This window comes from Rhodococcus sp. IEGM 1381 (assembly GCF_030056795.1).
Taxonomy (GTDB): domain Bacteria; phylum Actinomycetota; class Actinomycetes; order Mycobacteriales; family Mycobacteriaceae; genus Rhodococcoides.
The window spans coordinates 599,367-623,091 of the sequence record NZ_JASHKQ010000001.1 but is presented as its reverse complement, the minus strand read 5'-3'; the positions used below and the strand labels follow the sequence as shown (position 1 = coordinate 623,091).

Here is a 23,725-nt window from a genome sequence, read left to right as displayed (position 1 = left end):
GAGTGGAGCCTGTAGGAACGACCCGATTAATCTGGGGGCATGACTCGTACTGCGTTGGTGACCGGAGCAAGCAGGGGCCTCGGGGCCCATATCGCCCGACTGCTCGCCCCGGATCACCACGTGTTGCTGGGGGGCCGATCGGCCGACTCGCTGAAGCCCATCGCGTCGGAATTGGCCGGGTCTACTCCGTGGCCGGTGGAACTGACCGATCCCGACGCCGTGGCGGCCGCCGCGTCGAGCATCGATTCTCTGGACGTGTTGGTGCACAACGCCGGAGTGGCAGCGCTCGGGACGGTCGAGGAGTCGACGGCGCAAGACTGGCGACGCCAGTACGAGGTGAACGTCATCGCCGTCGTCGAACTCACTCGACTGCTACTCCCTGCACTACGTGCTGCCAAAGGCCATGTGGTGCTGATCAATTCGGGTGCGGGCATTCGCGCGAACCCGGGTTGGGGAGCTTACGCGGCGAGCAAGTTCGCACTCCGGGCCTTCGGTGATGCATTGCGTCTGGAAGAGCCGTCGTTGCGAGTCACCTCGGTCCATCCCGGACGCATCGACACCGAGATGCAGCGGGAGATCGTCGCGCACGAGGGTGGGGAGTACGACGGATCGAAGTTCTTGCAGCCCGGCACCGTTGCGCGTGCGGTCCGCAATGCCATCGATACGCCGGCGGATGCACACCCCACCGAGTTGGTGCTTCGCACCAGGTGAGCGGAACTTCGTAGCAGGGGTCGAGTTTCCGCTCACGACAAAGGTTTTGGTGAACTCTGGTTGTCCGACGGTTCGACTGACTTGCGCGGGGCGTCGGTCGGTAATTGCATTTTCCGCACCGTCTTGGCCGAAACGCCAGCTCAGCACCGTTCTGATTTTGCAGCCGTGTTGGCGACCTGCGATAGGCTGCTAACACGGACTTTCCATCAGCCGAACGCTACAACCGCACCGCCGAACCCTTCGCCTGGGTATACACCCGCCGCGACCTCCACCGACAACTCAAACTGATAGATCAAAGCAGCGAAGCGCCATGGCCCCGACGAACTAACGGCTCAGACCACTTGGTCTCCTGTGCACACGTCGACGGATGTGATGCACCGCTGCATTGTGGTTGCATTCAAATAGAGTAGTAGGGGATTTTCTGACGGCTTTCGGAAATGCCTGTCGCTATGCGGAAATTGTGTTGTTCCAGATCGTATCCACGTCCAGATCTTCGAGCTTTTGATCGCGTACTGCCTGAGTGACAAGAAGTCTTCCTGTTACCACCAGATGTGTAGACATTGCTCTTTCGGCAGCGTCTGGATCGTTTGCGACAATGGCGGCGACAATAGGGGTATGTTCATCGTTTATATCTGAAAGCGTTCGGATGCGATCTGCGGTGGACGCTCCTAGAAGCCGAGTCGACTCCCGCAACGACGCGACTATTTTTCGGGCACGAGCATTACCTGAGGAATCCAGAATATGATCGTGCAGTAGCTGGTCATGGCTCATGAAGGACCTCTCATCTGCATCCTTCACAGCATGATGCATCAACCGCATTCGATCCCTCAGAATATCTCCCGTGTCAGTATTGCAGCGCGCAGCTGCCCTACGAACCGCAGGCAGTTCGAGCGCGAGACGTACAGCAAAGATGTCTGCGATCTCTTGAGGATGTGGGAGCATGATTCGGAAGCCTTGGCGCGCCTCGAAGCGGATCAGCCCAGCTTCCTCTAAGCGCAGTAACGCGTCGCGTACCGGGGTCCGAGAAACACTCAGTTGGTCAGCCAACTGGTAGACCGAATACTTCACCCCAGGTGTCATCCGGCCATTGTCGATGGCAGTTCTGATAGCAGTCACGACTTGCTCCATCCGGCGCCCACTAGATGGAGTCAGAGGTTCGAGGAGGTTGTCGGGCACTCGGTAACTATATCAACCATTACACGTCTGTAGCATGCCACATCCTGTAGCATGCTACAGATGACTTCCGTTGAATCCTTCGCCGGGCTCCTTCGCCGATGTGGCATCGCAGATGTCCACGTCGATGGGGCGCGACGTGCTGCTTACTCCTCCGATGCTTCCTTGTACCGGGTGACCCCGATGGCGGTTGTGTGTCCACGCGATTCCGATGAAGTGGCATCTGTTTTGACGGTGTGCCGCGACGAAGGTATTCCCATCACGGCCAGAGGGGCAGGAACGTCGGTCGCAGGTAACGCTGTGGGTGCCGGAATCGTGCTGGACTTCAGCCGCCATATGAACCAGGTTCTGAAGATGAACCCGGACACCCGAACTGCCGTTGTACAGCCCGGTACGGTTCAAGCTGTCCTACAAGCCGCTGCGGCACCGCACAACCTTCGGTTCGGACCCGACCCTTCGACCCACACACGCTGCACTATCGGCGGCATGATCGGTAACAATGCATGCGGATCGCGCACGTTGGGCTACGGCCGAACATCAGACAACGTCACAGAATTACGCCTTCTCGCAGGTACCGGTGAAGACTTGCGCCTTACGTCCTCGGTAGGAGGATCGACGGTCAGACGACCCAAGAATTCCGCTGTACTGAATAACCTGCAGTCGGCCACAGCGTCGGGCCTGGCAACCATACGCACCGAGTTCGCTCAATTCGGGCGTCAAGTCTCTGGCTATGCGCTCGAACACCTGTTACCCGAGAACCGATTTGACGTCGCGCGTATGTTGATCGGCAGCGAAGGCACGCTCGGGCTTGTCACCGAAGCAACTGTCAGGCTCGTCACCGAGCCAGCTCACCGCATCCTGGTCGTGCTCGGCTATGCCGACATTGCCTCGGCCGGAGATGCATCACCGACCGTGCTCGAATTCGCACCGACTGCATGTGAGGGAATCGACTCGCGGATTGTCGATGTGGTGCGCCAGCGTCGCGGGCCGGCGGCCGTTCCTCCTTTACCGCGGGGGGCGGCATGGCTGTTCGTCGAAGTGGTTGGGGACACAATGGATGAGACCATCGACAGGGCACGAGTCGTTGAGCGAGGATGCGGAGCACTAGATTCCCTAGTCGTCACCGATCCTGCACTTGCCGCCAACCTGTGGCGGATTCGGGCCGACGGAGCCGGCCTCGCTGGCCGCAGCCCCGCCGGCCTGCCAGCTCATGCCGGGTGGGAAGACGCAGCGGTGCCTCCCGTTCGACTCGGTGACTATCTGCGAGAATTCGACACACTCATGGAGGATTTCGGTGTCACTGGCCTTCCCTACGGCCACTTCGGTGACGGCTGTCTGCACGTGCGAATAGATTTTCCTCTTGACATGCCGGGGGGCACCCGGGTGTTCCGCGACTTCCTACTCGCTGCCGGCCAACTCGTGGCCAGGTTTGGAGGGTCACTGTCCGGAGAGCACGGTGACGGTCGCGCTCGTAGCGAGCTGCTGCCATTGATCTACTCCACCGATGCACTCGGGCTGTTTGCGGCTGTGAAACACGCCTTTGACCCTAAAAACATTCTCAACCCCGGAGTTGTGGTGGATCCACGCCCCTTCGATGCTGACCTGCGCGTGCCCGCAGCACCATTGCTACGACGCAATCTTGCGTTGGCTTACCACAATGACGATGGAAACTTTACGCAGGCGGTACACCGATGCACTGGTGTCGGAAAATGCAGAGCCGATAATACTGCGGAAGGCGGCGTCATGTGCCCTTCCTATCAGGCAACGCGAGACGAGAGAGATTCCACCCGTGGCCGCGCGCGGGTCCTTCAGGAGATGATAAACGGCACAGAAGTTACCGGAGGGTGGCGCTCACCGGAGGTCCATGATGCGTTGGATCTGTGCTTGTCGTGCAAGGGGTGTGCATCCGACTGTCCTACGGGGGTGGACATGGCGGCCTTCAAATCCGAGGTGCTACACCAAAGCTACAAGGGCCGGATCCGACCTGCGTCGCACTACTCGCTCGGATGGCTACCGCGGTGGGCCAAGATCGCAAGCAAGGCACCGCAATTGGTAAACGCAGCCATGCAGCTTCCCGGACTCGGTCCGATTGCTTTGTCCTCGGCGGGTGTCGACCGACGCCGCACAATTCCCCCGTTCGCCAAGCAAACCTTCCGATCATGGTTCGCTGCCACCCACGCTCGTCGCGATGTCACCGGCGACCCGGTGACATTGTTTGTCGATTCGTTCACGAACTACTTCACACCCGATGTCGGTATTGCAACTGTCCGAGTTCTAGAGGACGCTGGTTACAGTCCCCGACTCACCACTAAGCAGCAGTGTTGCGGGTTGACCTGGATCTCGACTGGACAGCTCGACGGTGGAAAGAAGATTCTGGGTAAAACGGTAGATGCGCTGGCCGATGCGGCAAGCGGCGGTTCACCGATCGTAGGTATGGAGCCCTCGTGTACGGGGGTCTTACGCTCTGACGCACTCGAACTGGTAAACAATGATGCAGCTCGTCAGGTTTCGGAGGCCACACGGACTCTGGCAGAACTTCTGACCGACCGGGGCTGGACCCCACCGTCTCTCCGGGGTACGAAAGTGGTAGCTCAGCCGCATTGTCATCACCACGCAGTGATGGGATGGAGCCCCGATGCGGCGCTTTTGGAAACAGCCGGTGCCGAAGTGCAGCGACTGGGGGGCTGCTGTGGTCTCGCCGGAAATTTTGGTGTCGAAAAGGGACACTACGAAGTGTCCTTGGCCGTTGCCGAACAACAACTGTTGCCCGCTGTGTCCGCCGCGGATGCCGACACAGTCATCCTGGCCGATGGGTACTCCTGCCGTACTCAGTTGGCAGATCTCACCGATCGCCGCGGAGAGCACCTTGCCCAGTTGTTATCTGCCCAAATGGGTTCAGACCACAACAATACCGATCCGGACGATGAGAGCACAATGACAATTTAGTTTGATAACCCGGTCGGGACCACGAGGAATTCGATCCCTATCGTCCCCGACCGGGTCAAGATCAGGGACGAATTCCGCGGCCTCTGACCGAGGCCATAGCCTGCGGCTTGACGATCAACGCCGAAAATCGTCGTCCAGATTGGCGGCGGCAGGAGCGTCGGCCTTGCCGGCCATCGGGTTGCTGGCCGGCCTGATACGTCGACGGAATTGCGGTACACGAGCGTCAAGCGCCGAGCCATTGCACCAGTTTCGTGAATCCGACTGCTCGACACCCAAAAGAAAAGGGGGAGTGGAGGCACGGTGAAGTAAATTCGGCTTATTCGAAGCAGTCGACAGTGCTGCTTGGGACCGTTGGAACGATCGCAGCGATCTGGGTGTGTGCCCTGACGGCTGCAGAAACTACGCCCTTCGTGGCCCGCTCGTCCTGAATACCACCGTCATCGCGCTCGACGCCTGGAACCAGTCTTTGGCTTCGCCTACGTCCGAACCTTCGATCGAACAAACCGACCTGACGCCAGTGCAGAGCATGGGCAACAGCAGTCACATCCGCGCCCGCCCATATGGTCACGCACGCCATAGTCGGCGAACTCGACTCCCATGGATGGCTACTCCACGGCTTCCGGGCACGGGCCAACCGTTACAAAGCACCCAGTCCGGGCACCCGCGGTTGCTACATTCCTCGCCGCAACTCCACGAATCCCCTCAGGCGGTTCGAGCAACAGCCCTGATATCACGAGTTGTCCGCGCAGCGTTTCCAGAATCATGCCGCGCGGCAGGCAGCGTTTTGTCATTCGGAGGGCGACGCCGGACTTTCGAGCTGTTGCGGTTCTTAACGGACCATATACTCGAGCTCAATCATTGGTCTTTCCTTGCCGTCGAGTCGACATTAGCAGTGTCGTCACACGCACCAGAAGCCCCCTCCGACGGCCATTGCTACACCGAGACGGCGGCCTAGTTGCAGCGGTGTTACGCCGCGTCGACCTTCAGGTATGAGTTGAACCACAGCTGCACGGCAGGTGAATAATCTTGGAACCTCGGGCTCTTGTAGCTCCCATCACTGCGGAGTAAAAATTGAAGAGTCATCGAGCGCTTAAAGCCCTACGCGGAAGTGATCTACCAGATCCGCATGAACGGCACTTCCATTTCCGCATCCGAAGCGCTTGACACTTCAATGAATCAGGTGAGCAAATGCATTTAAACGGTGGTCGAGTCGTCATTATCGGCGGTGGGATTATCGGCACTTCCATCGCATACCATCTCAGCGCCAGCGGGTACAGCGATATCACGGTGGTCGAACGTAAGCTCCTGGGCGAAGGGGCCACGGCTTACGCCACGGGAGGAATTCGCCATCAATTCTCTTCACGAGTAAATATCGAATTGGTTCAGCGATCCGTTAGTTTCTGGGAGCAGTTCGAAGACAAAACTGAACGGCCCTTGGATTTTCGCAGGCACGGGTACCTATTTCTAATATCGGACGAAGCGACGTCTGTGGCCTTCGAGAAGAATGTAGCGTTGCAACGCTCGTTGGGCGTCGAGGTAGAAGTTCTCGATACCGATCAGATCAGCGACGCCTTCCCCGGAGTCCGTACCGACGACCTTCTCTCCGCTACCTACACCCCTCGCGACGGATCCGCATCACCTGCGGATGCCGTTGCTGGCTACGTAAATATTGCTCGCCGCAACGGAGTTCGGATTCTGCAGAACACCGATGTCCTCGACATCACGGTAGGTACGGACGGCGCCGTATCAGGCATCGTTACCTCCGCTGGTGTCATCGAGGCAGAAGTGGTCGTAATCGCCGCAGGACCACAAACACGCACGGTTGGGCAAATGTGCGGTCTCGATATCCCTGTGTTTCCGCATTCCCGTCAAGCTTTCGCCACGGCACCCAAGGAGTCCGTCCACGGAGGCCTCCCGCTTACCGTCGATATGGCCACCGGCGCTTACCTGCACCCTGAGAAATCTGGCGGCGCGGTCGTCGGCGGCAATGATCGCCAAGTCCAGACATCAGAGAAAGCGAGCGTTGATTGGGATCGAGTGGAGGGCCTTGCGACCGCACTGTCTCACCGCTTCCCCCTTCTCGGCGAACTCGAAATCACCGGTAGCTGGGCAGGGCTGCGTGAGATGACACCTGATGATCACGCCATTGTAAGTCCGGCAGCAGAGGTAGCCGGACTCTACATCGCAGCAGGTTTCTCAGGCCACGGCTTCATGCAGTCACCCGCGGTAGGGGAGAGCATCGCTCAACTTTTGCTGACCGGCGAGACCGACCTCGACCTGTCACCACTGCACTTCGACAGGTTCGTGAATTCCGTACTCGGTGATCTCGAAAACGCAGTCTTCTAGCACTACCCCCGATCAGTTAGGACTCTTCATAATGACCGTCCATGAGTTAACCAAGGTACCGAGCGCCGACCGCACCGCCCGATCAGGTGCCGAGCTTCTGATCGATACGCTTGTTCGCAACGGCGTCGACACTATTTTTGGTGTTCCTGGCGATACAGGTGTCGTCGTTTACGAGCAGTTGCGCCTGCGTAGTAACGAGATCCGCCACGTGCTAGCTCGTGACGAACGGCACGCTGCGTACATGGCAGACGGGTACGCGCGCTCGCATCTCAAGGTGGGTGTCTGCGAGGCCTCGAGCGGAGCCGGCGCGGTCTACCTCGCTAGTGGATTGGGTGAGGCCATGGCGGCGTCGATCCCCTTGCTCGTTTTTACGACGGACATTCATCGCTCGAGCCGGGGTTCTGGGGCCATAACCGAGATCGATCAAGAGGCACTCTTCGCGGGCGTCACAAAGTGGTGCAAGACCGCGCAAACAGCATCCGACATTCCATCGCTTATTACCGAGGCCATCGAGACCGCAGTTTCTGGTCGACCCGGCCCAGTCGCCGTCGTACTCCCCGAGGACGTCCTGGACGAGTCATCGGACGCACAAGTGCCCGGCGGTAGCTCCAACTTTCCCCTCGACCGATACCCCGCTGTCCAAGATCGGGTGAGTAAGGCTACGGAACGACTTACCGCGGCCGAGCGGCCTGCCATTCTTGCAGGCGGTGGTGTACACACGTCGGGTGCCTGGGCCGAGCTGCGAGCCTTCGCCGAGAAGGCCGGCATACCCGTAGCCACCACCATCCACGGGAAGGGTGCCCTTGCCGAGGACCACCCACTCTCACTCGGCGTTGCGGGCGGCAACGGAAGCCGCGGGTACGCCAACGAGTACCTGACCGGAAGCGACGCAATCCTGATAGTCGGAAGCCGAGCCAACTCCACCGACACCAACGGCTTCACCGTTGTTCGCAGAACGGGCCAATGGGTCGCACAGATCGATTCCGATCGCGCACGAGCCGGTCGAAATTTTGAGGGGAGCCTACCCCTCGCCGGAGACGCCGCAACCGTCCTGACCCAGCTGATCAAGAACATTCCCGCTGTCGGTCCCACTCTGACTTCGAGTCGCGAAGCCTGGATTGCTGAACGCAGACAGGCATGGGCCGACAAAGTCGGCGGTCAACAGGTTTCTGTTGCCGAGGGCAAGATTCACCCACGCAAAGTGATCGAGGCATTGCACGAGGTCTTCGGCTCCAGCACCTGGGTTGCCGCAGACCCCGGGACTCCGACACCGAACCTCGCTGCTTACTGGGAGGCCGACGGAACAGCCTGGCGAGTCGTGATCCCACGTGGACACGGTCCCATGGGGTACTCGATCTCCGCAGCGATCGGCATTGCTATTGCCCATCCCGGCGAGCGAGTGCTCTGCATCACCACAGAGGGCAGCCTCGCAATGGGGATCGGCGACTGGGAGACAGCCGAACGGCTGAGCCTGCCGATCACCTACGTCGTCCTGGACAATGTGTCCTTCGGTTGGATCAAAATGCTTCAACACCTGTTTCTCCAACAGAAGTACTTCGCCACCGAACCAGGGCCGATCGACCCAGCGGTACTCGCACACGGCATGGGCCTACCGGGGTACCTTGCAACCGACGTCGCTCAGCTGAAGAAGCTGGCTCTTGAATCACTGCATCGCGAAGGACCCACGGTTATTCACGTACCTGTTCCCGAGCACCAGGACGCACCGCCACCCGTCGCCCCATGGCAGGCGGCACTCGACGGAGGTGCCAAAGACCGACCGGTTTACTAGGGGTTTGCCTGACCTTGGATTGCTGTCCGACATCCAGATACGTTTATTTCACGCGTCACACCTGAATGAAGAGAGCCCGCTATGTCCACTGTACATCGTACTGGCCCCATCCCCGGCAGCCCGGAGGAGTCCGCGATTGAAAACGCAATCACCCGAAAAACGGCTATTCAAGCAGCCAAATCCAGCTTCCTCGGCACCTCAGCCGAATGGTACGACTACTTTCTATACGGAAGCGCCGCCGCCCTTGTTTTCCCCAAAGTGTTCTTCGAAGGAATGGGGACCACGGCCGGCACCTTGGCATCCTTGGCGAGCTTCGGCGTCGCATTCTTTTTCCGGCCGCTCGGCGGCATAATTTTCGGTCAGATCGGCGACCGAGTCAGTCGAAAAAATGCACTCGTCGTCACTCTTCTCATGATGGGTGTCGGCACCTTCCTGATCGGGTGCCTGCCGTCGGCGGCCCAAATCGGCATTGCCGCCCCCATCATTCTCGTTCTTTTGCGCATCATCCAAGGTGTCGCTATGGGCGGCGAGTGGGGTGGAGCTTCGCTCCTGGTAATGGAATCCGCACCGACCGAAAAACGAGGCTTCTACGCGGTGTCGACGCAGCTCGGAGTCCCTGCTGGACAGCTCGCGTCCGCTGGCATGCTGGCACTGTTCGGGCTACTCCCCAACGAGCAGTTTCTCAGCTGGGGTTGGCGAGTGCCATTCTTGATGAGCGCCCTCATAGTCGGGGTAGGACTGTACGTACGCCTCAAACAAGGTGAAACCCCTCACTTCGAATCTGCTCAGAAGTCTGGAAAAGTGACCCGACGACCAGTAGCAGAGGTGTGGGAGCACAAGAAGAAAGTTACTTTCTTGCTCATATTTGTGCAATTCGCAAACACCATCGGATACTTTCTCTTTACGGTCTACTCTTTGGTATACGTAACGACGGAGCTGAATATCTCGCGATCGGTTCCGTTGACCGGCGTGCTAGTTGGAGCAGGCCTGTGTCTGGTGGCGATGCCGTTCTACGCGTCTCTTTCCGACAGATTCGGCCGACGCCCGATCTACGCAGCCGGCACCCTGCTGATCGGTCTGTACGCATTTCCGTTCTTTTGGCTTTTGGACACCCGCAATAACATCGTGATTATCGTTGCTATCGCCCTAGGTCTTGTGTTCGGATGGGCGCTCCCCGGTTCGATCCAGGGCCCGATGTACACCGAGCAGTACCCGACCCGCTATCGGTACACAGGCTGCTCGATTGCCTACCAGGGATCTTCCGTGGTCTCAGGAGCCCCGGCACCACTCGTGGCCGGCGCGCTTGTCAGTGCGACAGGTGCCACTTTCGCAGTCTCCTTTTATGTCATGATTGGTGCCGTGATCTCCCTGGCCTGTGTCTTTGCTCTCAAGGAGACGTTCCGAGTGGATCTGGCCGCAGAATGACGGGGGTCGAAGCGACGGGCGGTGGGCAGTCCAATGAAGGTGTTGGCATCATCATGCTCGACAACTCGCTCACACGACCTGTCGGCGACATCGGTAACCGCGATAGTTATCACTACCCAGTGGCTCTCGCGGTCACCTCGGGCGCACGAAACTCCCAGGTAGTCGAATTCGGTGCCGCAGGTTTGTGTGATCACTTCGTTGACACCGCCCGTCAACTCGAGCAGTCAGGCGTTTCCGCAGTAGCTTCGAGCTGTGGCTTTCTGTCGATCTATCAGCACCCGCTCGCTGCTGCAGTGAGCATTCCCGTTGCCACATCAAGTCTGCTTCAGATTCCTCTGATCCTCTCGCTTTTAAGACCGGACGAGAGGCTTTGTGTTCTCACGGCAAACGCTACGACGTTGTCAATTGCACATCTCGATGCTGTCGGAGTGTCCGAAAGTCACAGGCAGCGGCTCCTCCTGGTCGGTTTTCAGGACACTCAACACTTGTACCCCGCATTGGTCGATGAGAAATTCGCACTCGATCCTACTGTCGCCGAACACGAAATTGTGGCGCTGGCCGAGCAAGCCGTCGAACGGTTCCCCAACATCGGCGCGTTTCTTCTCGAATGCACCAACCTTCCTCCCTATGCCGACGCTATAGGTGTTGCAACTGAGAAGCCGGTGTGGGATGCGCTCACACTGATTGACTGGTTACATGCAGGATCCCGGCGAGCACATCTACCGAGGAGCTCCATATGTTGAACCTCGTTCATCTCCACACTCTCCGAATGGTGATCAGAGTCGGTTCCCTGAGCAGCGCAGCGAAAGAACTTGGGTACACCACGTCGGCCGTGTCCCAGCAGATCGCGGCCCTGGAAAAGTCTGTGGGTGTACCTCTCTTCGAACGAGGCCCACGAAGCATTTGGCCAACCCCCGCAGGTGACGCTCTTGTCAAACATGCCGACGCAATCATTGTACGAAGCGGCGAGGCCGAGGACGAGATGCAGACCTACGCCTTGGGAACCAAAGGCAGGCTACGAGTGGGGGCCTCCGGTACGGCAGGGGCTCAGCTTGTTCCAGCAGCCCTGTCGCGGTTAGTCCTCTCGCACCCAGGTGCCAAGATCACAGTCGAAGACGAAGGACTCTTGCAACACGACATGACCTCGGCAGTAGCCGAGGGCAAGGTCGACCTGGGAGTCGTAATGGAATACGGCTTGGTTCCGAGAACATGGGCGGGGGACAACATCGTTCGTACCATCCTCGACGAGGAATTAGTGGTTATCGAAGGGGGACAAGGGCCCAGCCCACCCGATGACCGGCTGGTTCTCACCGACGCGACCGAGCGCAAATGGGTCACCAACCGCGTGGGTTCCGACGGGTCCGAAAACTTCTACCGGGTCTGCGCGGCCGCCGGGTTCGTGCCCCAGGTCATGTTCACCAGCAATGACTTCGACGTCGTCCGTGGCCTGGTGAAGCAGGGGCTCGGACTTGCGGTGGTCCCGGCTTTGGCACTGGGCATCGACCGATCTATTCAGCTTCATCGCATCGGGCCCGTTCCTCCACGTCGACGCGTCCACGTGGTCTACCGACGAGCCGACACAAACCCGTTGATCGGCGCAGCTGTCAACGCGCTCGACCAAGCCGCCGACGATTTTGTGGCCTGGACGAACAAAGCTTTTGCATCACGGTTGGACAGTCCCATCGCCATCACGTTCGGTGATCGAAGCTCTTAGCGTCATTGCATCGCTGCGACCAACAGACAAATCTCCGATTTTTGGTACCGAAATTGGATGCACCGTCCGCTCAAACGCATCATAGGAATCCGAGCCCATGCGGGGTTTGCGGCACGGGTAAAAGTCAAGACTATTTCTGACGTATCCCACAGCATTAGTTAAAGAGGCTGTAAGTTTTCCGCGCTGGCGCCGAACAGCTCAATCAGTCAAGATTGCAGGATATCCAAGACTACTGCACGCATCGCAACCTGTGGATAGTGCGTCTGTCTTTCGAAAAGAACTTATTGAAATTCATTTGTCCTGCCGACCCGCGAATCGAATCCTGGAGCCGCAAGTCATGCCAATTATTCAGCAATGGGAACTGCGGGCGGAGTTTGCGCGGCGTCTGTCCGACTTGTACGGACACGAAGTGCCTGCGTACGCATCAATGCTCGAGGTCGCCAACGCAGTCAACAAGAAAGTGTTGACTAACCAAGGAGTCGTCGGCGAACGCCTCGGATCTGCTGCGCGGGTCACCGCTGAGCGTCACGGAGCCATCCGGGTTGGCACCCCTGACGAGCTTGCACAGGTTGCACGGATATTCGGCGGAATGGGTATGCATCCCGTGGGCTTCTACGATCTACGTGAGGCGTCTTCATCTTCTGTTCCGGTCGTGTCGACTGCCTTCCGTCCGATTGAAGCGGAAGAACTTGCACGCAACCCTTTCCGGGTATTCACCTCGATGCTCGTACCCTCCGATCGCCGGTTCTTCTCTGCCGATCTTCAACAGCGTCTCGACAACTTTCTGGGACGACGCCGGTTGTTCGAGCCAGAGCTACTCGTCTTAGCAGATCGCGCCGAAACATACGGAGGACTGGACGAGAAGGATTCCGAAACCTTCTTGCGGCTGGCGACGAGTGCATTCGAGCTTTCGCCTGCTGCCGTCGATCGAGCCTGGTACCGCGAACTCGAACAGGTCTCATCAGTGGCCGCAGATATCGGAGGCGTGACAAGTACCCACATCAATCATCTGACCCCTCGTGTACTCGACATCGATTCGCTGTACGAGCAGATGCAACGCCGGGGGATCGAGATGATCGAAACTATCCAGGGACCTCCCCGATGGAACGGACCCGATCTTCTGCTCCGCCAAACTTCGTTCCGCGCGTTGGCCGAGCCCAGAGTGTTCCGCGAGTCGGACGGCACTGTCGTGAAGGGCTCTCTGCGAGTGCGCTTCGGTGAAGTCGAAGCCCGCGGAATCGCAGCAACACCCCGCGGTAGAGGCGTCTACGACCGGCTCACCGGTGACATAGAACAGGCCGTACGCGAAGCAGCAGTGCACGGACCGGTCACGGCGTCGGACCGAACGACCATCGCAGCGGCGTTGTGGAACAAGAACGTCCCGGCCACCGAATATGTTCTGGCGCTTGATGATTTGGCCTACTTCACTTTCACACCGACAGACAGACGTGCCGACGGATCCGTGCCGAGCGCCTCGCTCAGCGGTATGATCGCGCAGGGGTGGCTTCGCCCTGATCCCATTGTCTACGAAGACTTTTTACCGAAGTCCGCTGCGGGGATCTTTCAGTCCAATCTGACCTCGGAAGGTCGCAGGGATCTTACCCAGACGAGTACCGATCAGATCAATGCCGACTGGATGGCCGGAGTGCTCGGCCGCACAGTTCACGACCCGTACGAGCTCTACTCAGAAATCAGGCGCGCATCGCTTACCGCAGCAGCCGAACACTTAGGCCTCGCTTGGCCGATCGAACCAACCCCATCGACAACCCCCCAGGAGTCAAACCGATGAGCGCCTCACTGTCCACCTCGATAGCTCTGCCGACTACAGATCAGTTGCGCGATTCGGCGCGCAGCAGCTTGCAACGATGCGGGGTCGACTTGACTATCCTCGACGCCACTGTCAAGACTTCGATCACCACCCGAACACCGATCACGGGCGAGGCCCTCTTCGACTATCCAGCTGCCGACGCTGCCGACGTCGAGAAGGCAATCGACGACGCGCACGAGGCGTTCCTGCGGTGGCGAACCGTCCCGGCGCCGGTCCGCGGCTTTCTGATCAAGCGTCTCGGCGAATTACTGACCGAGCACAAAGAAGACGTCGCAGACCTCATCAGTATCGAGGTAGGCAAGATCCGCTCCGAAGCGCTCGGAGAGGTGCAGGAAATGATCGACATCTGCGACTTCGCTGTAGGACTGTCTCGTCAGCTCGATGGGCGGACCATGCCATCGGAGCGCCCGGGCCACCGGTTGCAGGAGACGTGGCATCCACTCGGTGTGGTCGGTGTCGTGTCGGCATTCAACTTCCCGGCAGCTGTCTGGTCCTGGAACACCGCAATTGCCATCGTTGCCGGCGACACCGTTGTCTGGAAGCCCGCACAGCTCACTACGCTCACGGCCGCGGCGTGCAGCGCCCTGTTCGATCGCGCAGCCTCCGAATCCGGAGCCCCGGCCAACCTGAACGTCCTCGTGTCCGCGAGCGCTGCCGACACACAGGCCCTCATCGACAGCCCCAAAGTTCCTCTGATCAGCGCCACCGGCTCCGAGCGTATGGGCGAGCAGATCGCACCACGGGTCGCTGCCCGGTTCGGCCGCGCCATCCTCGAACTCGGCGGTAACAACGCGGCAGTGGTCACACCTTCCGCCGACCTCGACATCGCCACCCGCGGCATCGTGTTCGCTGCCGCGGGCACCGCCGGCCAGCGGTGCACCAGCATGCGCCGCGTCATCGTGCACACCGACGTCGCCGACGAACTCATCGATCGACTCACCCAGGTATACGGGCGACTGCCTATCGGCGACCCATTCACCGACGGAATCCTGGTCGGGCCTCTGATCGACAGCAAGTCACACGCAAACATGGCGGCTGCACTGGGCAAAGCTGTCGAGCAAGGCGGCAGAATTCTCGTCGGCGGTGTCCGCCGCGACAGTAACGAAGACAGCTACTACGTCGAGCCGGCCATCGTAAAGATGCCCGGCCAGAGCGAGATCGTGAAGGAAGAAACTTTTGCACCGATCCTTTACGTCCTGACATACGACACGTTCGAAGAGGCTGTCGCACTGCACAATGACGTGCCCCAAGGATTGTCGTCGTCGATCTTCACTACCGATCAGCGAGAAGCCGAGCAATTCATCGCCGCCGACGGATCGGACTGCGGCATCATCAACGTCAACATCGGAACCTCCGGAGCCGAGATCGGCGGAGCCTTCGGCGGCGAGAAGACGACCGGCGGCGGACGTGAGTCCGGCTCGGACGCCTGGCGCGCATATATGCGCCGCGCCACCAACACCATCAACTACTCCCGTGAGCTTCCCTTAGCTCAAGGCGTCAGCTTCGCGTGACCATCTTCGAATTACAAGGAGAACAACGATGTTCGATCTGATCGATGAGTGGGGCCCAGAGAAAATCGTATGCGTCTCTGATTCACGCACCGGCATGCGCGGAGTACTGGTAATCGACAACACTGCGCGCGGGATGGGTAAGGGCGGCACACGCATGTCCACCACCGTCAGCGTCGACGAAGTTGCTCGTCTGGCACGCAACATGACATGGAAGTGGGCCGGAGTCGACCTCTTCTACGGCGGCGCCAAGGCCGGTATCTGTGCCGACCCGAATGCAACCTCGAAAGAAGCGGTACTGCGATCCTTCGTTCGTGCACTGCGCAACGAGGTCCCCGAGGAGTACGTATTCGGCTTGGACGTCGGTCTGACCGAAGACGATGCGGCAATCATGCTCGACGAAGTCGGCGGCAGAGGCGGTGCGGTCGGCACACCACACGCATTAGGTGGGCTCCCCTACGACCAACTCGGTGTCACCGGCCACGGAGTCGCCGAATCAGCCGACGCCGCAGCGCAAGCACTTGGGCTCGACATCAAAACGCTCAGCGTCTCGATACAAGGATTCGGCGCAGTCGGCGCCGCAACAGCCAGACGCCTCACGCAACTCGGTGCCAACGTGGTCGCCGTGTCGACCTCCCGCGGTGGACTACACAATCCTGACGGCCTCAACGTCGCCGAACTACTCGAACTGCGTGACCATCTCGGCGACGAGCTGGTCACACACTACAACTCTGCAGCGAAACCACTCGCCCCCCAGGAAGAGCTGACCATTTCTGCGGACATTCTCATTCCAGCCGCACTGCAGGACGTCATCGACGCCGACCTGGCCGCGACACTACCGGCGAAGATCGTGGTCGAAGGCGCGAACCTGCCGAGCAGCCCGCAAGCGCAACAAGTGCTGTTCGAGCGAGGTATCACCGTTGTACCCGACTTCATCGCCAACGCCGGCGGTGTCGTCGCCGCCGCCGTAGCGATGGACGCCCGATACTCCGGAATTCGACCAGCAACAGCCGCCGTGTTCGAGTCGATCTCCACCAAGCTCCGCGCCAGCACCATCGAAACACTCGAAGCATCGACCGCCCACTCGCAGACAACACATCACGTGGCCCGAACCACGGCACAGCATCGTGTCCGCGAAGCAATGAGACTGCGCGGCAGACTACCGAAACACACCGAGCGCACGTAGACCTCTCTCAATCAGCCCGTCTGCAACATGCACACCTGCCCAACCCAGAGAAGGCAAACAGCAGTCAGCGACGAACCTTGGCTGTATTCGCAGCTGCCTGCTACCTGAACCGTCCCGGATTTCTTGCCGCTCGTACGCTCGCACCATCTCCGGGCGGAGTGCCGATTCTTGACAGGAGTAGAACTCCTGAGTTCGCCTGGTGGGGAGTAGTCGAGGGTGCTGTGGAGTCGGCGTGGATTGAACCAGCCGACCCATCCCATCGTGGCGACCTCGACATCGTCGATGGTCTTCATCGGGCCGTTCAGGAACGGGCTTCTCTCGTATACCGCCTCCGTCTTGAACAACCCAATTGTGAAGGTGTCCAAGACCTCGGACGTAGCGAACCACGCTGCCCGGCAGGATGGTCAACGGCATGGGCGGCGATGAACCTCGTCCACGGCGCGCCCGGCGGGCCATCGTCGTCGTGGAGCAGCGACCGCGACGGCAATCCGAAGATCCTCGACACGTGCACGCTTCCGCTCACCGGGGAGGGTGTCGTGAACGCATCATCACCGATCTCGCGCTCGTCGACGTTTCCGGTGACGGGCGAATGGTATTGCAGCAGTTGGCACCCCGCGGCACCGGCGATCACGTGTGCACAGCGTCACCGGGGTCGAACTCACGGACGCCTGATGTCGCAGTCCAGATAGACCATACGGTCGCCCGGCACCGTGAGTAGCGTCAGATGCAGGCCGTCGATCAACGCAAGCATCATCGTCGCCTGCTCGCTCACTCCCGCCCGCACATGGCCTTCTTCTCCGAGTAGCAACAGCCACCTATCGTTACCTTCCTGCCCCCGGTGGCAACGAACTCGAAGCCAGGGACGACATCAGCCCGCTATCCGTCCATAACGTCGAGTTGGGCGGCGGCTCGACGAGGTACTTGTACCCGGACACTCGAACAGCTAGTGTCCTACATCACAGCTTCACCAGGATTGTTACTCGGTCACGAGGCAAGACCTGAGCTACACGCTTTCGATGCGTGCGGCTCGGGTCTTTTTTTGTGCCCTGGTACGGGACTACGACAAGGATCAGCATGGCAATCGTCGACCATCGGTCGCTCGCAACGGGCATTCTCGAGGGGGTGGGTGGCCCAGGCAATGTCGACTCGGTCATCCACTGCGCGACCCGACTTCGCTTCAAACTGCGCGATACCGGAAAGGCGGACACCGACGCGATCAAATCCATCCCCGGTGTTCTGGCAGTGATGAAGTCGGGCGGCCAGTACCAGGTCGTGATTGGCGACGAAGTGCCGACCGTGCACGCCGAGATCACCCGGCTGACCGCGACCGATTCGCCCGTCGAGCGAACGGCCATAGTTGCCGACGGCTCGATGTGGTCGCCGAAGCGTCTGCTCAACGGGTTCATCGAGGTGGTGTCCTCGATCTTCCAGCCGATCGTCTGGCCGCTGGCCGGCGCAGGTCTGCTCAAAGCACTACTGAGCCTTGCCCTTCAATTCGGCTGGCTGGACAGCACTACACAGACCTACGTCATCCTGGCCGCCGCTGCCGACTCGGTCTTCTACTTCCTCCCGATCTTCCTGGGCTACACGGCCGCGAATCGGTTCGGTGCCAACAAGTTCACCGCTATGGTGATCGCCGGGGCGCTGGTCTATCCGTCCATCGTGGAACTCAGCGCGTCGGATGCTCCGGTGCAGTTCTTCTCGATTCCGGTGGCGATGTTCAACTACACGGGCTCGGTGATTCCGATCATCGTGGCCGTATTGATCCAGTCGCGGTTCGAGACGGTACTGATGCGGTTCATTCCCACAATGTTCCGCAACTTCGCAACGCCCATGATTTCGATCATCGTCATGGTTCCGCTCGTCCTCCTCACCGTCGGCCCGGTCACGTCGTTCCTCGCCAACGCGCTCTCCACGGGCATCGTCAACGTCTTCGCGTTCGCTCCCTGGCTCGCCGGAGCCATAATGGGCGGCCTATGGCAGGTATTCGTCCTGTTCGGCCTGCACTGGGGAATCGTGCCCACCATGCTCAACGACATTGCAGTCACCGGCAACTCCGTTCTCATGGGACCGCTGATCAGCGCAGTTCTCGCCCAGGCCGCCGCAACACTGGCCGTCTTCTTCCGCACCCGCAATGCCATGCGACGCGGCGTCGCCGGTCCGGCCGCAATCTCCGGATTCGTTGCAGGGGTGACGGAACCGGCAATCTACGGCGTCAACCTGCCGCTCAAGAAGCCGTTCTTCTTCGGAATCGCCGGTGGAGCCATCGGTGGGGCAATCGCGTCGACAGGAGGTAGCGCGGCCACCACGTTCGTCTTTCCGTCTCTGCTCGCCCTCTCTGCCTTCACCACGGTCGGCAGCTTCGCGTTGCAAGTCATCGGTGTGGTCGTCGCGATCTCCGTCGCGTTCACGCTGACCTATTTCTTCGTCGATCGCGAGAAGGCACAGGAAGTGATCGACGCAACCGTCGCAGTAGGCTCGGTGGACGTCGTCTCGCCCGTCGACGGCACGATAGTCACGCTCGCCGAGGTCCCCGACCGAGTGTTCTCCGCCGGCATTCTTGGACAGGGGTTCGGCGTCATCCCCAGCGAAGGCGTTGTACGCGCCCCTATTTCGGGCACCGTGGTGACCGTGATGAAGACCGGGCACGCGTATGGCATCAAATCCGCTGAGGGCGTGGAGGTTCTGGTACACATCGGAATCGACACCGTCCGGATGAACGGTGCGGGATTCACGCCCCGAGTCGCCCGCGGCGACGCGGTCACCGCTGGAGACGTCATCGCGGAGTTCGATATCGCGGCGGTGCAGCAGGCCGGATTCGATCCCATGACGCTCGTGGTGGTCACCAACTCGAAGCAACTGGCATCCATCGAAACCATCGGGACGGGAACCGTCGTACACGGTTCCCCTGCGATCGCAATCACGGTCTGAAGAGGAAAACACCATGACGAACAACTACTTTCCCGACGGATTCCTCTGGGGCGGCGCCACGGCCGCCAATCAGATCGAGGGCGCGTACGACGAGGGCGGCAAGGGACTGTCCATTCAGGATGTGATGCCGCACGGCATCACAACACCCCCATCCGGGACGCCGACCGAAGACAATCTCAAACTGCATGCCATCGATTTCTACAACCGATACGTCGAGGACATCGCCCTGTTTGCAGAAATGGGTTTCACAGTCTTCCGATTCTCGGTTGCCTGGAGCAGAATCTTCCCGATGGGCAACGAGGACGAGCCCAACGAGGAGGGCCTGAAGTTCTACGACCGAGTGCTCGACGAGCTCGACAAACACGGTATCGAACCCATGATCACGATCAGCCATTACGAAACGCCCCTGCACCTCGCGCGCCGGTACGACGGGTGGAGCAATCGGAAGATGATCGGGTTCTACGAGAACTACTGCCGCGTCCTGTTCGACCGATTCGGCTCCCGGGTCAAGTATTGGCTGACATTCAACGAGATCAACTCCGTTCTGCACGAGCCATTTCTGTCCGGCGGCATCGCTACACCGAAAGCCGAACTGACGCAGCAGAATTTGTACCAGGCGGTCCACCACGAGCTGGTCGCATCTGCTCGGGTGACCCGGTTGGCCCGTGAGATCATGCCGAACGCACGCATCGGGTGCATGATCCTCGCACTGCCGATATACCCGTTGACTCCGAACCCCGACGACGTCGTGGCCACCATGAAAGCGCAGCACCGGAGCTACGCCTTCGGTGACATTCATTGCCGCGGTGAGTATCCGGGCTACCTCCTGCGCTACTTCCGAGACAATGAAATCGAACTCGACATCACCGAGCAGGACCGTGAGGACCTGAAGAATACCGTCGACTTCGTCTCCTTCAGCTATTACATGAGCCTGTGCGAGACGGCCGACTCGTCGCGAGTCACCGGCGCGGGCAACATCTTCGGTGGCGTCACCAATCCGACACTCGAGGCGTCCGAGTGGGGCTGGCAGATCGATCCGCAGGGCTTGCGCGTTGTCATGAACGACTACTGGGAACGCTGGCAGAAGCCACTCTTCATCGTCGAAAACGGTCTCGGCGCCAAAGACCGACTCGTGGAGATCGACGGTGTTCGCACTGTGGAGGACGGCTACCGTATCGACTACTTGCGCAAACACTTGCTGCAGGTGAACGAGGCGTTGGCCGACGGTGTCGACGTTCTGGGCTACACGTCGTGGGGTTGTATCGACCTCGTCAGTGCCTCCACTGCCCAGCTGAGCAAACGGTACGGTTTCGTCTACGTCGATCGGAACGACGATGGTTCGGGTTCGCTGGAACGCTATCGGAAGAAGTCTTTCTTCTGGTATCGAGATGTCATCCGCAGCAACGGTGCTGCGTTGACCTGATGTCACCGACGGGAGGCGTGATGGAGATCCTGCGGGTCTTCAACAACAACGTCGTTCTCGCGCGCGCAGACCACGGGGGCGAGGTGATCGTGACCGGGCGCGGGCTGGGGTTCCAGGCCAAGCCCGGTCAGCCCGTCGACGAAAGCCGCGTTGTGAAGGTCTTCGTCCCCGAGGATGGACGCGACCCCGACAACTTCGGGTCGCTCGTCGCCGCCGTTCCACCAGAGCATCTGGTGCTGGCAGACCGAGCACTCGACATCGCCCGCGACGAACTGGGCATCGTGTTGGGGTCGACGACGGTGATCGCGCTGGCCGACCATCTCAGCTTCGCGATCGTGCGCAGCGAGAACGCCATTCCGATGACCTACCCGCTGAGAGGCGAGGTGGTACATCTGTATCCGGACGAATACGCCGCGGCAACGAAAGTACTGACCTACATCAACACGCAACTCAGTACTCCGCTGAACATGGACGAGGCGGTCGCCGTTGCACTGCACCTGGTGAACGCCGGCTTCGCGAGCGGCGACCTCTCGTACACATATCAGATGACCGGCGTCTTCACACAGCTCTTCGACATCATGGGTGCCGAGTACAACCGCGAATTCGATCGCGATTCTGTCAACGCGGCGCGATTCATCACGCACCTGCGGTACTTCTTCGTCCGCGCGAGCACGGGAAAGCAACTGGACGAGCGGTCGGGCAAACTGCGCGATGCAATCCGAAACGTGTACCCGGACGCGCACGCAACCGCGGTGAAACTGCAGGCAGTGTTGGAACTTCGACTCGGTACTCCGCTCACGGACGACGAGGTGACCTACCTGACTCTGCACATCGCGCGCATGGTGGACGAGGTTCGAGTGCCGTAGCCTGCGTGTGTTTGCCGTTCGACCGAATGGATCGCTCGGGACCCCGGATCACGACAAACCTTCACCACTCCGGGTGTTCACGGTCCGCCCAGTCGCGTGTCACGACACCCTCCGTCATGCCTCGCATCGCCTCGGTGTCCCGCCACGCATACGTGATGTGACCGACCACCAGAAGGCCGAATCCCAGTGCGAACCAATCGTGTACGAAGGTCGCGCCGATACGCCAGTTCAGCGGGCTCCAGGTCTGGAAATACATCACCGCACCGGTCAGCAGTAGCACCAGAATCGATCCGCCGCTGAGCGCGCCGTTGAGTTTCTGACCGGCATTGAACTTGCCGACGCCAATCGCACCGATGCGACGAGCCTTGGAGCGCAACCACTTCCAGTCGTCGGCGACGAATCGGTTGAGTCGTCCCAGATCGAGTCGATAGCCCCTCGACACCGCGCCGACGAGCAACGGAATCGGCAGCAGAAAGCCCGACCACACGTGCACGAACTCGACGACCGGGCGATTGCCGACAATCACCGCGAGCGACCCGATGTACAAAATTGCCGCGGTCACCATGCAGACGATCACCAAGGCCCCGACTGCCCAGTGCACGTATCGTTCGACCCGGCCGAACCGGTCGCGGTCGTCAGCTCGTGGGGTCATCGCGACGCCCGTTCGATTCGCCGACGTACGCGTCGATGTCGTATCCACGATTCTCCCAATATCCGGGAACCACGTTGTCCGTGAGCTCGATTCCGCCGAGCCACTTGATGCTCTTGTAGCCGTACATCGAGGCCACGAACAGCCGAACCGGCCCACCGTGATCGTGCGTCACCGCACCGTCCAACATGGTCAGCGCAACCAGGACGTCGTCGCTACGCGCCTGCTCGAGCGTCAGACTCTCGGTGTACGTGCCGTCGAACGAGGTGAAGCGCATCGAAGTCGCAGACGCGGTTGGTCCGACGGCATCGAGGATGTCCGCCAATCGCACTCCGCTCCAGGGCACTTCGGGCACCCGCCAGCCGGTGACGCACTGGAAGTCACGAACCAACGACGTCTGCGGCATCGAGCGCAGGTCCTGCAGAGTGAAGGCGCGCGCGTTGTCGACCGACCCGCCCACCGTCAAGGCGTAGGAGCTCTCGTCCTTGCGGGGCGCGCCCTGCGTCACCGAGTAGAACCGAAAATTGTTCCCGACGGGAATCAGCCCGATAAGACCAGTCGGGTCGCGGTTTCCGATCGGCCCGAGTACGGACGCCAACCCCTTCTGCAGTGCCCCGCCGCCCACGATGCCCGCGGCACCCGCTGCCAGCAGGCCGAGCACGACCCGGCGACCCACGGGACTCCCGGGAATCTCTCGTTCGTCGATCGGCATCCCTCCACTGTCCACACTCGACGCCGATCCGTCACCTGGCGATGCTCGAAGTCTGGATGTTCGACGCCGGAAGTCCTACCGTGGACACATGGCACTGTCGAAGGCAGAACGCGAAGAATTTCTGGCCGAATCTCGGGTCGCCGCATTGTCCGTCGCTGCTGGACCGGATCGGGGGCCGCTCACCGTCCCCATCTGGTACGACTACACCCCGGGCGGTCAAGCGTGGGTCCTCACCGGCGTCACGTCGAAGAAGGCCCAATTGATCAGGGCTGCAGGTCGATTCACCCTCATGGTCGAGCAGTCGAATCCGACGATCAAATACGTGTCCGTCGACGGGCCGGTCACTCATGAAGAGCCATGCACCCCCGACATGCTGCGCGCCATGGCAGCGCGCTACCTGCCCCCGGAGAAGGTCGACGGCTACCTCGAGATGGCGAACAGCGAACACGAGGAGAGCGTTGTGTTCTACCTGCAACCGGAGCATTGGCTGTCGGCCGATTTGGGTGCGATCTGACGTG

18 protein-coding genes are annotated in these 23,725 nt (G+C 60.2%); 14 read left to right on the top strand and 4 right to left on the bottom strand.

Going from position 1 to position 23,725, the window contains the following annotated elements:
• Positions 1 to 39: 39 nt before the first annotated feature.
• Positions 40 to 711 carry an SDR family oxidoreductase gene (locus tag QM797_RS02975; protein ID WP_283273641.1) on the top strand — a complete coding sequence of 224 codons (672 nt, stop codon included), beginning with the start codon at positions 40 to 42 and terminating at the stop codon, positions 709 to 711.
• Positions 712 to 1,158: 447 nt separating this feature from the next.
• Here QM797_RS02975 and QM797_RS02970 read toward each other — a convergent pair whose 3' ends face one another.
• Positions 1,159 to 1,839 carry a GntR family transcriptional regulator gene (locus tag QM797_RS02970; protein WP_283275251.1) on the bottom strand — a complete coding sequence of 227 codons (681 nt, stop codon included), beginning with the start codon at positions 1,837 to 1,839 and terminating at the stop codon, positions 1,159 to 1,161.
• A 108-nt stretch (positions 1,840 to 1,947) separates the two neighbouring features.
• Between QM797_RS02970 and QM797_RS02965 the strand changes: the two genes are divergently transcribed.
• From QM797_RS02965 to QM797_RS02925, 9 genes are all read left to right on the top strand, one after another.
• Positions 1,948 to 4,830, top strand: coding sequence for an FAD-binding and (Fe-S)-binding domain-containing protein (locus tag QM797_RS02965; protein WP_502942254.1), 2,883 nt, complete (start codon positions 1,948 to 1,950; stop codon positions 4,828 to 4,830).
• A gap of 1,188 nt (positions 4,831 to 6,018) precedes the next feature.
• Positions 6,019 to 7,176, top strand: coding sequence for an NAD(P)/FAD-dependent oxidoreductase (locus tag QM797_RS02960; protein ID WP_283273639.1), 1,158 nt, complete (start codon positions 6,019 to 6,021; stop codon positions 7,174 to 7,176).
• A gap of 31 nt (positions 7,177 to 7,207) precedes the next feature.
• Positions 7,208 to 8,965, top strand: a complete 1,758-nt coding sequence (locus QM797_RS02955; protein ID WP_283273638.1) for a thiamine pyrophosphate-binding protein — start codon at positions 7,208 to 7,210, stop codon at positions 8,963 to 8,965.
• Positions 8,966 to 9,046: 81 nt separating this feature from the next.
• Complete coding sequence (locus QM797_RS02950; RefSeq protein WP_283273637.1) at positions 9,047 to 10,390, top strand: MFS transporter; 1,344 nt, start codon at positions 9,047 to 9,049, stop codon at positions 10,388 to 10,390.
• The gene (locus QM797_RS02945; RefSeq protein WP_283273636.1) at positions 10,387 to 11,133 is read left to right on the top strand and encodes an aspartate/glutamate racemase family protein; all 747 of its coding nucleotides are present in this window, start codon (positions 10,387 to 10,389) and stop codon (positions 11,131 to 11,133) included. Before QM797_RS02950 ends, QM797_RS02945 begins: the two co-directional genes overlap by 4 nt.
• Positions 11,127 to 12,104 carry a LysR family transcriptional regulator gene (locus QM797_RS02940; protein WP_349307180.1) on the top strand — a complete coding sequence of 326 codons (978 nt, stop codon included), beginning with the start codon at positions 11,127 to 11,129 and terminating at the stop codon, positions 12,102 to 12,104. The genes QM797_RS02945 and QM797_RS02940 overlap by 7 nt, the downstream gene beginning before the upstream one ends.
• A 337-nt stretch (positions 12,105 to 12,441) precedes the next feature.
• Positions 12,442 to 13,893, top strand: a complete 1,452-nt coding sequence (hglS, locus tag QM797_RS02935) for a 2-oxoadipate dioxygenase/decarboxylase (RefSeq protein ID WP_283273635.1) — start codon at positions 12,442 to 12,444, stop codon at positions 13,891 to 13,893.
• Positions 13,890 to 15,443: an L-piperidine-6-carboxylate dehydrogenase gene (gene amaB / locus QM797_RS02930; protein ID WP_283273634.1), complete on the top strand. Its 1,554-nt coding sequence runs from the start codon at positions 13,890 to 13,892 to the stop codon at positions 15,441 to 15,443. Before hglS ends, amaB begins: the two co-directional genes overlap by 4 nt.
• A 28-nt stretch (positions 15,444 to 15,471) precedes the next feature.
• Positions 15,472 to 16,626: a Glu/Leu/Phe/Val family dehydrogenase gene (locus tag QM797_RS02925; protein WP_283273633.1), complete on the top strand. Its 1,155-nt coding sequence runs from the start codon at positions 15,472 to 15,474 to the stop codon at positions 16,624 to 16,626.
• Positions 16,627 to 17,284: 658 nt separating this feature from the next.
• Here the strand turns inward: QM797_RS02925 and QM797_RS02920 are convergent.
• Positions 17,285 to 17,434, bottom strand: coding sequence for a hypothetical protein (locus QM797_RS02920; protein ID WP_283273631.1), 150 nt, complete (start codon positions 17,432 to 17,434; stop codon positions 17,285 to 17,287).
• A gap of 266 nt (positions 17,435 to 17,700) precedes the next feature.
• On the opposite strand from QM797_RS02920, the gene QM797_RS02915 reads away from it, so the two are divergent.
• From QM797_RS02915 to QM797_RS02905, 3 genes are read left to right on the top strand one after another with little or no spacing between them, the layout of a single operon-like run.
• Positions 17,701 to 19,557, top strand: coding sequence for a beta-glucoside-specific PTS transporter subunit IIABC (locus tag QM797_RS02915; RefSeq protein WP_283273630.1), 1,857 nt, complete (start codon positions 17,701 to 17,703; stop codon positions 19,555 to 19,557).
• 13 nt (positions 19,558 to 19,570) lie between these two features.
• On the top strand, positions 19,571 to 20,980 hold the full coding sequence (locus QM797_RS02910; RefSeq protein ID WP_283273629.1) for a glycoside hydrolase family 1 protein: 1,410 nt from the start codon (positions 19,571 to 19,573) through the stop codon (positions 20,978 to 20,980).
• Between the two features lie 20 nt (positions 20,981 to 21,000).
• Positions 21,001 to 21,846, top strand: a complete 846-nt coding sequence (locus tag QM797_RS02905) for a PRD domain-containing protein (protein WP_283275248.1) — start codon at positions 21,001 to 21,003, stop codon at positions 21,844 to 21,846.
• 61 nt (positions 21,847 to 21,907) lie between these two features.
• Here QM797_RS02905 and QM797_RS02900 read toward each other — a convergent pair whose 3' ends face one another.
• Positions 21,908 to 22,498: a cytochrome b/b6 domain-containing protein gene (locus QM797_RS02900; protein WP_283273628.1), complete on the bottom strand. Its 591-nt coding sequence runs from the start codon at positions 22,496 to 22,498 to the stop codon at positions 21,908 to 21,910.
• The gene (locus QM797_RS02895; protein ID WP_283273627.1) at positions 22,482 to 23,207 is read right to left on the bottom strand and encodes a molybdopterin-dependent oxidoreductase; all 726 of its coding nucleotides are present in this window, start codon (positions 23,205 to 23,207) and stop codon (positions 22,482 to 22,484) included. The genes QM797_RS02900 and QM797_RS02895 overlap by 17 nt, the downstream gene beginning before the upstream one ends.
• A gap of 88 nt (positions 23,208 to 23,295) precedes the next feature.
• Here QM797_RS02895 and QM797_RS02890 point away from each other — a divergent pair, with 88 nt between their 5' ends.
• A complete protein-coding gene (locus QM797_RS02890; protein ID WP_283273626.1) occupies positions 23,296 to 23,721 on the top strand; it encodes a pyridoxamine 5'-phosphate oxidase family protein in 426 nt (141 codons plus the stop codon).
• Positions 23,722 to 23,725: the final 4 nt, after the last annotated feature.